Origin of the sequence: Rhodococcus koreensis (genome assembly GCF_017068375.1) — a bacterium.
GTDB classification, from domain to species: Bacteria; Actinomycetota; Actinomycetes; order Mycobacteriales; family Mycobacteriaceae; genus Rhodococcus_F; species Rhodococcus_F koreensis.
The window spans coordinates 4,667,965-4,680,251 of sequence record NZ_CP070609.1 but is presented as its reverse complement, the minus strand read 5'-3'; the positions used below and the strand labels follow the sequence as shown (position 1 = coordinate 4,680,251).

Annotated in this window: 13 protein-coding genes; 5 read left to right on the top strand and 8 right to left on the bottom strand. The window is 68.7% G+C overall.

Annotated elements, in window-relative coordinates; translation table 11 throughout:
• The first annotated feature begins 3 nt into the window (after positions 1–3).
• Positions 4–900, top strand: coding sequence for a carbon-nitrogen hydrolase family protein (locus JWS14_RS21430; RefSeq protein ID WP_072949521.1), 897 nt, complete (start codon positions 4–6; stop codon positions 898–900).
• A 71-nt stretch (positions 901–971) separates the two neighbouring features.
• The gene (locus tag JWS14_RS21425) at positions 972–2,027 is read left to right on the top strand and encodes a GGDEF domain-containing protein (protein WP_206014307.1); all 1,056 of its coding nucleotides are present in this window, start codon (positions 972–974) and stop codon (positions 2,025–2,027) included.
• On the opposite strand, the gene JWS14_RS21420 is transcribed toward JWS14_RS21425, so the two are convergent.
• On the bottom strand, positions 1,915–3,003 hold the full coding sequence (locus tag JWS14_RS21420) for a DMT family transporter (RefSeq protein ID WP_206014306.1): 1,089 nt from the start codon (positions 3,001–3,003) through the stop codon (positions 1,915–1,917). The genes JWS14_RS21425 and JWS14_RS21420 overlap by 113 nt on opposite strands.
• A gap of 74 nt (positions 3,004–3,077) precedes the next feature.
• On the opposite strand from JWS14_RS21420, the gene JWS14_RS21415 reads away from it, so the two are divergent.
• From JWS14_RS21415 to JWS14_RS21405, 3 genes are all read left to right on the top strand, one after another.
• A complete protein-coding gene (locus JWS14_RS21415) occupies positions 3,078–3,980 on the top strand; it encodes a LysR family transcriptional regulator (RefSeq protein WP_072949528.1) in 903 nt (300 codons plus the stop codon).
• An 85-nt stretch (positions 3,981–4,065) separates the two neighbouring features.
• Positions 4,066–4,365: a hypothetical protein gene (locus JWS14_RS21410; RefSeq protein WP_206014305.1), complete on the top strand. Its 300-nt coding sequence runs from the start codon at positions 4,066–4,068 to the stop codon at positions 4,363–4,365.
• A gap of 111 nt (positions 4,366–4,476) precedes the next feature.
• Positions 4,477–5,082, top strand: a complete 606-nt coding sequence (locus JWS14_RS21405) for an Rv1733c family protein (RefSeq protein WP_179377888.1) — start codon at positions 4,477–4,479, stop codon at positions 5,080–5,082.
• A 10-nt stretch (positions 5,083–5,092) separates the two neighbouring features.
• On the opposite strand, the gene JWS14_RS21400 is transcribed toward JWS14_RS21405, so the two are convergent.
• The 7 genes from JWS14_RS21400 to JWS14_RS21370 form a co-directional block, all read right to left on the bottom strand.
• Positions 5,093–6,037, bottom strand: coding sequence for a dioxygenase family protein (locus JWS14_RS21400; protein WP_206014304.1), 945 nt, complete (start codon positions 6,035–6,037; stop codon positions 5,093–5,095).
• 143 nt (positions 6,038–6,180) lie between these two features.
• Positions 6,181–6,381, bottom strand: coding sequence for a hypothetical protein (locus JWS14_RS21395; RefSeq protein ID WP_072949538.1), 201 nt, complete (start codon positions 6,379–6,381; stop codon positions 6,181–6,183).
• Between the two features lie 99 nt (positions 6,382–6,480).
• Positions 6,481–7,065, bottom strand: a complete 585-nt coding sequence (locus JWS14_RS21390; RefSeq protein WP_072949540.1) for an Rv1733c family protein — start codon at positions 7,063–7,065, stop codon at positions 6,481–6,483.
• Between the two features lie 169 nt (positions 7,066–7,234).
• Positions 7,235–8,368, bottom strand: coding sequence for a DUF3500 domain-containing protein (locus JWS14_RS21385; protein WP_072949542.1), 1,134 nt, complete (start codon positions 8,366–8,368; stop codon positions 7,235–7,237).
• Between the two features lie 57 nt (positions 8,369–8,425).
• Positions 8,426–10,060 (bottom strand): FAD-dependent oxidoreductase, encoded by a 1,635-nt coding sequence (locus JWS14_RS21380; protein WP_206014303.1) that lies wholly within the window; start codon positions 10,058–10,060, stop codon positions 8,426–8,428.
• On the bottom strand, positions 10,057–10,902 hold the full coding sequence (locus JWS14_RS21375) for a fumarylacetoacetate hydrolase family protein (protein ID WP_206014302.1): 846 nt from the start codon (positions 10,900–10,902) through the stop codon (positions 10,057–10,059). The genes JWS14_RS21380 and JWS14_RS21375 overlap by 4 nt, the downstream gene beginning before the upstream one ends.
• Positions 10,903–10,943: 41 nt before the next feature.
• Positions 10,944–12,221 (bottom strand): MFS transporter, encoded by a 1,278-nt coding sequence (locus tag JWS14_RS21370; protein ID WP_206014301.1) that lies wholly within the window; start codon positions 12,219–12,221, stop codon positions 10,944–10,946.
• Positions 12,222–12,287 lie beyond the last annotated feature (66 nt).

Here is a 12,287-nt window from a genome sequence, read left to right as displayed (position 1 = left end):
ACCATGCGCACACTGACCATCGCCGCCATCCAGACCGCCCCGATCGCGTTCGACGTGGACGCCACCTGGCAGCGGTTCGCCGACCAGATCCGCGCCGTGCGCGACACCTTCCCGCACGTCGAACTCGTCGTGGTCCCCGAACTCCTGCTGGCCGCCGAGGCGCCCCTCCTCGAGTCCCGCTCCGACTGGATGGACCGGGTGGCCCTGCCGCTCGACGGCCCCCATCTCGACCGGATCTGCGCGCTCGCCGAGGAGACCGGCCTGTGGCTGGTGCCGGGAAGCCTCTACGAACGCGACGACAACAGGATCTACAACACCGCCGTCGCCGTGTCGCCGCTCGGCGAGGTCGTGGCCCGCTACCGCAAGGTCTTCCCCTGGCAGCCCTACGAGCACACCGCACCCGGCAGCGAATTCGTCGTCTTCGACATCCCCGGCACCGGCCGGATCGGGCTGGCGATCTGCTACGACGGCTCCTTCCCCGAGACCGCACGCCAACTCGCGTGGCTCGGCGCCGAAGTGATCATCCAACCCACCCTCACCACCACCCGCGACCGCGAGATGGAACTCGTCTGTTCGCGGGCCAACGCCTGGACCAACCAGGTCTACGTCGTCAACGTCAACGGCGCCGACCCGGCCGGCGTCGGTGCGAGCGTGGTGGTCGACCCCGAGGGCATCATCCGCCAGCAGGCAGGCTCGGGCGAGGAGATCCTCGTCGACACCCTCGACCTCGACGCCGTGACCCGGGTCCGCACCTACGGCACGTTCGGTCTCAACCGCCCCTGGCACCAGATCGCCCGGTACGGCAGCGACATTCGTCTCCCGATGTACGAGGGCGCCGGAATCCAGACACCGCCGTGGCACGACGCCGCCGCGCCGATCCAGGCGGCCACCACCGGCTGACACGTCTCCCCGGGAGGGGCGGTGACCAAAGGCCCCGCCTTTCCCGGGACCGGTCCTGGATAATTGCCAGAGTGAGGCCCCTCGCTGCTTCGTCCGTCGACACGGTCCTTCAGGACTATCAGCCGCGCATCCTGCGCCGCTACCTGTGGATCACGACGGCGCTGCACCTGGCCGGGTTCGTTCTGCCTCCGATGGTCGGGTTGCCGATCCGGCCGGAGACCGTCGTCGCGCGCTCGGCCGGCATCCTCCTCGGAGTGATCGCACTCGTGGTGCTGTACCGGGGCGGACGCAGGCCGGGACGGCGAGCCTACCAGGTCAGCACCGCGGCGGCACTGGTCGCCACACCGATCGTGATGTCGGGTCTCATTCTTGCCGCCGCCCAATTGCTCTGCGCGATCGCGGCGACGTTCCTGGCGATGTATTTCGTCGTGTTCTACCCGAAACTGCAGGCGAGGCTCCTCGTCGGTTGCCTCACCGGATTCATGGCGGTCGGGGTCGTTCTCGCTCCCACCGCCTTCACACTGGTGCCCGTCGACGTCGACACGGCGACCGTGAAGGCTGCCGTTCTCGTCGTGGCGGTCACCTGTGTGATCGGTGCGGCCGAGATGTTCGGATCACTGACCCGGACGCTGATCGAATCGGCCAGCACCGACGCACTGACCGCCCTGCTCAACCGCGCAGGGTTCGAACTCGCGTTCCGGGACGCGCTCGCGAGCGCGGGCACGGAGCAGGCCTCTGTCACTTTGGCGCTCATCGACGTCGACCAATTCAAGTCGACCAACGACCACTACGGCCACGCTGCGGGGGACGCCGTTCTCGTCGATCTGGCGAACTACCTCGCCGCGCACCTGCCCCGCGGCGCCCTGCTCGCCCGGGTCGGTGGCGACGAGTTCGTCAGCTGCATGGTCGGCGAGCACCACGCCGAGCTGCCCGAGGTGATGGTGCGACTCGCGCGGCAGAGCCCCACCTCGTTCAGCTTCGGCGTCGCGTCGTGCACCGGAGAGTCCGACCCGCTCACCGCGCTCTATCGACGGGCCGACCGTGAGCTGTACACCGCGAAGCAGCGACACCACCCGCCCGAGCCGCCGGCCGACGAACCGTCACTGCGGACGGGGTGGAACGCCTGACCACGGGTCGTACCGCGGGTGATTCGGCGATGCGCGCGGTCACCGAACGACGGCCTGCCGGTCGCACCCGGGTGACCATCCACACCGCCGCGACGACCAGTGCGCAGCCGGCGAACTGCCCGATGCTCGGACGCTCGTGCACGATCACGATGGAGAACAGCATCGCCAGGACCGGCTGGAGCAGCAGCAGCGTGGCACCCACCTCGGCGGCGAGCCTCGGCAGCGCGAATCCGATGAGGACCCAGCCGAGCACCTGGCTGCTCAGCGACAGCGCCGCCAACCAACCCAGCGCGGGCCAGCCGGGCGTGAGGTCCACCGTTCCCCAGAGCGATCCCACCGCGGTCCCGACGACGCCCGCGGCGATCGTCGACACGAACACCTGCGACGACGCCCGGTGCGCGGATCCCGCCCGGCCGATGACGAAGATGTAGATCCCGTAGGCCACGCCCGCGGCCAGCGACAGCAGGGTTCCCAGGAACAACTGGTCGCCCTCGCCGCTGCCGCCGAGGATTCCGCCGGCGAGAGCCACTCCGGCGAACAGGAACGGCACCGCCACCACGAACCGGAGCGGCACCCGCGCACGGAAGACGATCCACGCCAGCAGTGGCACGACGATGACCTGGACGTTGACGACGACCGTCGAGATCCCGGCCCCGATCATCTGGATCGATCGCGCCCACAGTGCGAAGTCGACACCGAGCATCATCCCGCCGAGCACCTGGGCGGCGATCACCCGGAGAGGAATGCCGCCGTGCCGCCGAAACTCCTGCAGGGCGAGGAAACCGAGGATCGGCAACGCCAGCGCACACCGGAAGAACGTCGATGTGGCCGGCTCCACCCCGGACAATTTGATGAGACTGCCGGTCAGCGAAGTTGCCACCGCACCCGCAAGAACGAGCAGTCGCGGATCCACGGACGCGATGCTGAACGAGGGGCTGACGAGGGCACGGGGACGCAAACGGAGGACAGTAGTCACACCGAGAATTCTCCGAGCCTCCAACCATTACAACAAGTGAATAGTCGTTTCATGAAAGCAGTAGCATCACTAACATGTTGAGTTTGGAGCGCCTCCGCGCGCTGTGCGCCGTCGCCGAACACGGTTCGATCGGTGCCGCAGCGCGTGCCCTGCACGTCACACCGTCCGGGGTGTCGCAGCAACTCGGCAAGTTCGAACGCGAGGTCGGCGTCACACTCCTGGTGCCCGCGGGCCGCGGCGTTCAGCTCACCGACGCCGGCAGGCTCCTGGCCCGCCGGGGGCAGGAAGCGATATCACTGCTGGCGCAGGCCGAATCCGAGGTCGTCTCCCTCGATCGCGACGTGGTGGGCGAACTGCGCATCGGATCGTTCTCCTCCGCAGGCAGGGTCGTCGTGCCGACCGCGGTGGCCACGCTGCGCAGCCGGCACCCGCAACTCGCGGTCAGCTTCTCCGCCGGCGAGACCGAGGAACTCATACCGGCGATCGTGCGTCGCGAACTCGACCTCGCCGTCGTCGACAGCTGGGTCACGATGCCCCTGCACCTCCCCGAGGACGCCGTGCACACCCTGGTGCACCGGGACTCGGCCGACGTCGCACTGTCCCGGGACCATCCCCTCGCATCCCGCGACCACGTCGACCTCGACGAGATCGCGGACATGCCGTGGACGACGTGGAAGAAGGGGGCGGTGTTCCACACTTGGCTGGTGCAGACGCTGCGCAACCGCGGCATCGAACCGGACATCCGATACGAAGCACCCGAATTCGCGGCGCAACTCGAATTCGTCGCACACGGACTCGCCGCCGCCCTCGTGCCGCGCCTGGCCCGCGTCTGGGTGCCGGACAACGTCGCGATCGTCCCCGTGCGTCCCACTCTCGAGCGGGAGATCTACGCACTCCGCCGCGCCGACAACGACCGGCCCACGGTCCGCGCGGGCATCGAGGCGTTGACCGAGGCCTTCGCCGGCGTCGGTGCCTGACTCGCGATCCGGGAATGCCCCGTAGGGGGCGGGCCCGAGTGCCATCATGAGATCGGTCTTCGATCGGACGGCGAGAGGAGTCGCGGTGAAACTTCGGGACGTGGTGAACCAGTCGGAGGCGAACGCCGCCGCGCGGATCTACGGCGAGCCCTACGAGACGACCGACGGAGCCACCATCCTCACCGTGACCAGATATCGCGGCATCCTGGGCCCCGCGCCGGTCGGCGTCTTCGTCGTCCACGGCGGCACCGTGTCGTGGGAGCCCGCCGTCGACGGCAATCGGGTAGCGCTCTTCGGCGAATTCATCGGACTGGCGGCCGCCGTGATCGCCACCCTCGCCATGCTCCGCCGTCCTCCGTGGCCGGACCTCGTGCAAAAGGTCTGACTCGGCGGGCGGGCGCGAATCGAGGCCAGGCAGGAAGACCTGACAGAAGGCCCTACACGCGCAGGCGTTTCGGTTGCACAATGGTGGTGGGCAACCACCCGGAGGTGCGCGATGAGCGAAACGTGTGCAGCGCCGATACGCCTGTGGCGTCTGGGTCCGTGGAGCCGCAACCCACTCATGCGGGGTTGCGACCGACTGCGATCCGCGCTGGTCCTCGTCGGGGTGGTCTTCGTGCTCCTGATGATTCCACTGGCCGCGGCCGTCGGAACCGAGACGTACTCGCGGCTGGACAATCAGACCCAGGCCGCACTCGCCACCCAGCACTCGACCCCCGCGACGCTCGTGGAGGATTCCCGCAGCGGGAGCGCCGGCGAGGCCCTGTCCGCGGCACCGCAGTACCAAGCCCACGCGCGGGTGCAGTGGTCGGTGAACGGGCAGACGCACACCGCCGACGTTCCCACCGCAGCGGGTGCGAAGGCCGGTCAGACCGTCACCGTCTGGCTCGGCCCGAACGGCGACCTCGTCGCCGCACCGGAGACCGGTTCGCAGAACGCCGCCACGGCGGTGAGCGTCGCGTGCGGGATCTGGGTGGCGTCGACCGGCGGCTACTGCCTCCTGTTCCTGATCGTCCACTGGGTTGCGTCCCGCCGCCAGCAGGCCCGGTTGACCCGCGAATGGAACGAACTCGACAGACCTCCGGGGTGGCACGTCAGCTGACGGGCCGGCACTACCGGCTGGGCGCCCCTGCCGGCGGTTGTCCGCCGCCCCCACCCGGACCGGCCGGCGCGGACTGCGTGTTCGCCGACTTCTCGGCGACGCCGATCGTGATCGAGATGGTCATGCCGGTGGCGGGCTCGCCGGTCACGGTGGCCAGTTCGGCGTCCCAGCCGTCGCCGAACACGTTGTCCGAGTCGAGGGAGACCTTCGACAGGTTGGAGACGCTGTTCGCGTAGCCGGTGTCGTACGCGAAGACCGTGGCGCACGCGTCCTCCGGCACCGCGATCTGCGACGTCAGACGGGTGTCCTCCCCGGCCACCGCCGATTCGAGCGTGTCGAACACCTCGAAGTGGATGTGCGGCCAGCGCCCGGAATAGCAGGCCGGGAAGATCGACGTGAACGACACCTTGCCCGCCGAATCCGCCACCTGGACGCCGCGCAGGTAGTTCTGCTCGGTGATGCCCTTGCCGTAGAGCGAGTACTCGCCGTCCCGGTCGCAGTGCCACAGGTAGACGGCCATTCCGGCGCCCGCCGCACAGTCCTTCGTCAGGTCCTGCAGGTCGAGTTCGATGGTCGTCGCGACACCCTCCGCCGTCCCGGAGTACGCACCGAAGCTGCTGCGGATGTCCTGGCGCACGATCCCCGACTCGACCAGGACGTTCGGGCCGTTGGATCCGTCACCGGGATACGGTCCGGCCGTTTCCTGCGGCGCCGCCGCCACGCACGTGCCGTCGCTCGCCGTGTCCGCCGTGGTCGCTGCAGCGTCGGTCGTCGAGGACGAGCTCGCCGCCTGCTCGCCGCCTGCCGTCGAGCAGGCGGCGAGCGCGGTCGCTCCCGCGGCGCCGAACACGAACAGGGCGCTGCGACGCGACAACATCGACTTCAGGTCATGGCTGAGACCGCGATCGTGCTCGTGCACTTCTTCGGCGTGGTGGTGACGCGGGCTGTTGGTCATGGGGACCTCCAAGGGCTGTTTCGGGGTTGGGTCCCATACAAACGGCCCCGGTGCGGGCACCCTGGAGATTCGCTGTGAAGTCACTGTGAGCAGGTCACAACGGAGTCACTGTGAGCAGTCACAACGATGTCACTGTGAGCAGGTCACAGTGCTTCGGCGCCGGCCGTGCCGGAGAGCGTCTGTTTGTCGGTCTCGCGGACGAGGGGGATGCCGAGCGCAGCGAGCAGCATCCGGCAATCGTCGGCGTCGATCGAGTGGTGGGCAACGGTTCGCTGAGCGTTCCGGACGGAATCCTCGTCGAGCTCCCGCTCGCTCTCGAATATGGAAGCATCCCTGTCGGACATGGCTCCACCTTTCCTCGGCATCACCTGAATAGCCCGGAGCGAGCGCACCGAAACCGTCGTGGGGACGGCGCAATCAGGAGGTGACCGTCGAGGGAAGGATCAGCGACTGTAGGTGGCGAACAGCCTGCGGATGCTCTCGTCCCAGTACTGCTGGCGGCGGCGTTCGACGGCGCGGGCGCACATCGCCCACACCATGCCGAGGAGCAGCGCACTGGCCGCGAGGGTGAGGAGCACGGCCGCGACAGCGCTGCTGACGACGTCGGAGGTGGTGACCCTCGGGCCTGCCCAGTTGCCGTCCGCGTCGACGGCGATGGTCTTCTCGGTGCCCGCAGGCGTCCCCGAGGGGACCTCGATGCTCTGAGTGCGCGACTCGGCGGTCCAGGACCACGTCGCCTCGACCATCGGAGTGGTCCGGACCGAGCCGCGGGGCGACATGGTGATGGGGGCGTCGGTGCTGGTGACGGCCTTGACGAGGGTGGTGGTGGCCCGCTGCTGCGCGGCCCGCGCACTCTCCTGGTTCCATTGCCAGGTGCCCATCACGGCGGCGAGCACGATCGCGATACCGGCGAGTGCAGCGATGACGGATCTCAGGGTGGCCGCGTAGCGATCGACCGGTCGTGCGAACGGGTTGGACGGTCGACCCGACACCGAGTACACCACGGTTGCCTTCGAGCGCCCCAACACGATTCACCTCATTGTTTCGTTCACGTAAATTGCCTGCTTCACCAGTGTCGCCACTGATAAGGCAACAAGGAAACCGAAATGGGCAAACTTGACGAGTCTCACACTCCGAGGTCAGAGGCGTGCAGTCCGGAGTGGGCCCCGCTCAGCGCTGTGCGGGGCCGAGCGGCACTCAGGGTTCGAGGTGCGGATCGGACTGTTCGCTGGAGACCGTCCGGCTGCTCAGATGCCCGCCGCCCCACTTCGAGTCGGTCCCGGCGTGGAGTGCGAGCAGGTCGTGGCCGAAGTCGTTGTCGAAGTCCCGCAGCACGGTGTGCAGGTGATTTCCACCGCCGACGGCGTTGACCGCTTCGATGAGGTACCGGTCTGTGTGGACGCGGAAGTAGTGCGGTGCGCCGCGCTTCTGCGCACCGGCCCACGCGAAGAACACCCGGTCGATACCCCCATCTCGCAGGGCCTGCCGGTGGCGTTCGCCGGCCTCCTCCGGCAGTCGCTCGAGGTAGCAGTCCACGAGCCCCAGCAGCGCTTGCTGTTGGTCACCGGACAATTTCGCGCCGCTGATGCCCGACGGCCGGTCGCGGACGAACTTCAGGGCGACCCGGTCCGCGTCGGTGATGGTGTAGCCGGGCATGCCGAGGTCGTAATGGTCCGGGTACTCGTAGGCCCCGATCCGCGGCACCTGCCGGGTCACGAAGTCGGCCGGCGCGACGTCGTGGATGACGGCGTGGCCGCGCTGCTCGTCGTCCAGCGAAGCCAGCAGGTCGAAGGCCAGGCCCTCGTCGTCGGCCAGCGGTTTCAGCACACCGTCGTACTCGGTGGGCTGCGCGCCCAGCGCGACCGGGGTGGCGGAGATCCACCGCTCGTCGACGATCGTCAGGTTGAGGCACACGTGGTGACCGAGGAAGCGCATCGTCCAGGTGTCCTCGAAACCCGGCCGGCCGAAGAACGTCAGGAAGTACGAATCCGACGTGCGCCATGTCTGCAGTGCCGGTCCGAGGAAATCCTGCTCGTAGTCCCGGAGCACGTGCTCGAGTTGCGGAATCGACAGCACCTTCGTGAAGGTGCGCAGCGGCACGGCCAACCGGATCAGATCCCACACCAGCACCTTCTGGTGACGGTCCAGCTGGTGGAGCGGGATGCCGGTGCGGTCCGGCTTGGGGATGATGTCCCAGTTCAGCCGTCGCGGGTCGTCGAAGTCGTCGATGATCGCGGTCGCCCGTTGCCGGGGGTCGAACGTATCGATCAAACCCATGGCGGTCACGAGCAGCTTGGTCGCCGTCTGGGGCGCCTCATGGAGAGCAGACACGTGAATCTTCCTTCTCGAGAGTGGAGGTGGAGCAGCGTTCGGCGAGGGGAGGTTTCGTCACCATCCCGCGGCGATGTCGATCGCCTTCTCGGCGTTCGCGAGGTCGCCGCCCCGCCACGCCACGTGCTGGTCGGGTCGGACGAGGACGAAGGGGCCGCCGAGGACGGCGCCCAGAGTTCCCCCGGTGTCGGACAGCCGTAGCACCGCCAGCGGGACGCCCAGTTCCGCGGCCTTCGCCGTCAGCGCGTCGAGTTCTGCGGTGTGCCGCGAGGATCCCGCGGCGTCCAGCACGACGAGGGTGTACTCCGGGCCGAGAACGTCGTAGAGCGAACGACCGTCGCCCAACCACGCGTGCGGCAGTAGCGCTCCGGGGCACGCGGTGGGCACGTACTCCACGGGATCTTCCGCCGGCGGCGTCGACCCGTCGGGAATGATGACCGGTGAGTCGGTGTAGGCGTAGCCGAGAACGAGTCCGAGCGAGTGGAATTCGCTCTTCTTCACGGCCAGCGCCTCTGCGGTGCGACGGCGTGCCTCCTCCGCTACGGGGCCTTCCTGACCGATCTCGACGGTGGAGAAGTGGTGTGCCAAAGCCTTTTCCTGCGCTCCGGCTTCGGCGATGGTGCGGGCGGCGACGGGCCGGCGTTCGGCTTCGTAACTGTCGAGCAGCTGCGGCCCGGCCCAGCCGCGCAGCGTCGCCGCGATCTTCCAGGCGATGTTGACGGCGTCACCGATGCACGTGTTATACCCGTGCCCGCCCCACGGCGGATTGAGATGCGCGGCGTCGCCGACGAGAAACACCCTGCCCTTGCGGTAACTGTCAGACAGCAACATTCGTGCCACCCACGGGTCGGTGGCGATGATCTCGACCGGGACCGGCTCACCGATCAGGCTGTGCACGAGCGCGGTGGCGTCGACCTCCTCGTCCCGGACGTCGACGCCCTGCACGATCGCCCACCAGGTGTCCGACAGGTCGAGCCGGCCCACGATGCCCGCCGCCCCGGGCGCCATCACCCAGTGGTGGACGGCACCGTCGAACGGCACCCATTCCGCCAGGCCCGGCGCACGGAACAGGATGCTGAGATTGGGGCGCTCACCGGACGTGCCCTCGAACCGGGCGCCGATGGACTCGCGCACGACGCTCGCGCCGCCGTCGCACCCGAGGACGTAGTCCGCCACGACCGTTCGGGTCGGTCCCGGCCCTTCGACCGTCGCACGGACGGTGCCGTCGGCAAGTTCCTCGAGCGACGTGACGCGGGCGCCGAGTTGCAGGGTGGCGAGTTCGCTGCGCTGCACCGCTGCCCGCAGCACAGTTTCCACGACGGGTTGCGGTGCCTGCTGGCCGCGCTCGGGCGCCAGCGTCGGAGTGGCAACATCGAGCTGGAAACCGTTCTCGAACCGGGTGATCTCGTGGCCCAGGAGCGTCGAGCAGAACACGATGTCCTGCGCCCACTCGACGGGGAGCGGCGACGCGGCACGCACCTCGTCGGCCAGTCCCCACCGCCGCAGGTGCGTCATGGTGCGAGCGTTGGTGGTCTTGGCGCGCGGGCGTTCGGCGTCGACGTCGACCCTCGGTTCGACGACCAGGCTTGCCACCCCGTGGTGGGCCAGTTCGAGCGCGGCCGCGAGTCCGGACGGTCCGCCGCCGGCGATCAGTACCGGGGTCCGCGCTACCTCGGACGCGTTGTCGGTCATGCGCCCTTCCTTCCGCTGGCATCGACGATCGGGGTCCGCAGGACGCCGATCTTGTCGATCTCCACCTCGACGATATCGCCGGGCCCGAGCAGCCACGGTGGGTTCCGCACGTAACCGACGCCCTCCGGGGTGCCGGTGGCGATGATGTCGCCGGGGTGCAGGGTGAACGTCTCGCTGATGAGGGCGATGATCTCGCCGACCGAAAAGATCAGGTCCCGGGTGTTGCCGTCCTGCACGACTGTTCCGTTGACGCGGGTCTGCACCCGCAGACCGTCGGACAGATCCCCGACCTCACCGACGGGAACCAGCGGGCCCAGGGGGCCGGACCGGTCCCCGTTCTTGCCAAGCGTCCATTGCGCCGTCAGCTTCTGCGCCGTGCGGGCGGTGAGGTCGTTGAAGCAGGCGTAGCCGAGCACCCCGGCCTGGCCGGTGGCCGCGTCGACGCTTTCGAGCCGGGTGCCGATGAACGCGGCCACCTCACCTTCCCAGTCGAGGCCCGCCTCGTTGGCCGGCACCGGCGTCGGGGCGCCATCGACGCTGAGCGACGGGGTCCACCGCCCGAACAGCGTCGGGTGGGTCGGCGGGGTGAAGCCGCCCTCGGCGGCGTGGGCCTTGTAGTTGAGGCCGACACAGATGACGCGGGCGGAGTCGGGCACCGGCGGCACCATGCTGACGAGCGTGACGTCGATCTCCGGCGCCTCGAGATGCTCCGCCCGTGCCACCCAGCCGGCCGCGTCGCTCCAGAATTCCTCGAGTGCGGCGAGCGGTCGAACGAAGCCGTCTCGGAGGACACCCACGGTTACGGCGTCCTGATCCTTCTTGCGGTAACCGACAATCTTCATCTATTTCATCCTTTTCGTCCGCCACCCTTCGGTGGCGAGTTCTAGCGGGAAATTTCGGTGCTGCGCGGGGTGGCCGCTTCGACGCGGTTGTCCGCATCGGCGGAGGTCGCGCGGGGGCGTCTCGGGAGGGTGGCCATCACAACACCGCCGATCAGCGCGGGCACGGCGAATGCCAGTGAGCTGACGATGACGGCACCGCCACCGGCGACGAAGAACGCGCCGTACGTGGGGCCCGCGATCGCGCCTGCCCGTCCGATCCCGAGCGCCCACCCGAGCCCGGTTGCCCTGAACCGGGCCGGGTAGAACGTCGCGATGTGATCGTTGAGCATGTTCTGGGTGCCGAGGCCGCCGAATCCGGCCAGCGCCACCAGCAGCATCAGGACGGCGGTCGGCGGGTGCGTGCCCAGCAGCGCGAGAGAGACTGCGGCCGTGGAAAACCCGGTCAGGACCAGCGGCTTGGGACCGAACCGTTCGGCCAGCACGGAGGCGAGCAGCGTTCCGACGATGGCGCCGGCGCTGTAGACGAGCAGGAACGTCACCGCCGAACCGATCGGGTAACCGGCATTACGCATGATCTGCGGCAGCCAGGTGGTCACCCCGAACATGGTGAGCATGCTGCAGATCGCGACGAACCAGATGCCGACCGTGGCCCGCCCCATCCCGTCACCGAAGAGTTTGGCGACCGGCGACTTCGACGCCCGGCCCTCGGAGGATCGTTCGACGGCGAACGCCCGCGACTCCGGCAGAAACGCGAACGCCAACGGCAGCAACGTGATCAGCGGAACCGCACCGAGTGCGTAGACCGGGCGGAAGCCGAACTCTTCGAGCAGCAGCAGGGACGCGGTCGATGCGAGGACGCCGCCGAATGCCGGCCCGGTGAGCACCATGCCGAGGATCCGGGACCGGTAGGCCGGGGACGCGAACTCCGCCGCCATCGCGATGGCGGTGGGCATCAACCCGCCGATCCCCAGGCCGGCCACCAACCGGGTTGCGGCGAAGATCTCGAAGGTCGGGGCGATCGCGGTGACCAGGGTTGCCGTCGAGAAGAGCGTCAGGCACGCGAGGAACAGGCGGCGACGGCCGAGGATGTCGGTGAGCGTCCCGGCCGTCAGCGAACCGATGAGGACTCCGACCAGGGCGGCGCTGCCCACGGTGCCTGCCGCGCCGGCGGTGATGAACCACGGGGCGTGCCCGATCAGGGCGGGCAGGGTGGCGCCGTAGACGAACAGGTCGTATCCGTCGCTGAGGAGGGCAGCCCAGCAGAGGACGGGCACGAGCACTCTGCCGCGGCCGCCGGGAGAGGACGTGGAGAAATTCATGCGGAACACTCCTGGTCAGTGGGGGAGGATCAACTCGTCCATAAACGGTTATAACCGTTATGTGTG

Bases quoted from the DNA above. Each gene is read 5' to 3' on its own strand.
- JWS14_RS21415 (WP_072949528.1), top strand. From the start codon at position 3,078: ATGTTGAGTTTGGAGCGCCTCCGCGCGCTGTGCGCCGTCGCCGAACAC.
- JWS14_RS21380 (WP_206014303.1), bottom strand. From the start codon at position 10,060: ATGACCGACAACGCGTCCGAGGTAGCGCGGACCCCGGTACTGATCGCC.
- JWS14_RS21430 (WP_072949521.1), top strand. From the start codon at position 4: ATGCGCACACTGACCATCGCCGCCATCCAGACCGCCCCGATCGCGTTC.
- JWS14_RS21375 (WP_206014302.1), bottom strand. From the start codon at position 10,902: ATGAAGATTGTCGGTTACCGCAAGAAGGATCAGGACGCCGTAACCGTG.
- JWS14_RS21395 (WP_072949538.1), bottom strand. From the start codon at position 6,381: ATGTCCGACAGGGATGCTTCCATATTCGAGAGCGAGCGGGAGCTCGAC.
- JWS14_RS21370 (WP_206014301.1), bottom strand. From the start codon at position 12,221: ATGAATTTCTCCACGTCCTCTCCCGGCGGCCGCGGCAGAGTGCTCGTG.
- JWS14_RS21405 (WP_179377888.1), top strand. From the start codon at position 4,477: ATGAGCGAAACGTGTGCAGCGCCGATACGCCTGTGGCGTCTGGGTCCG.
- JWS14_RS21400 (WP_206014304.1), bottom strand. From the start codon at position 6,037: ATGACCAACAGCCCGCGTCACCACCACGCCGAAGAAGTGCACGAGCAC.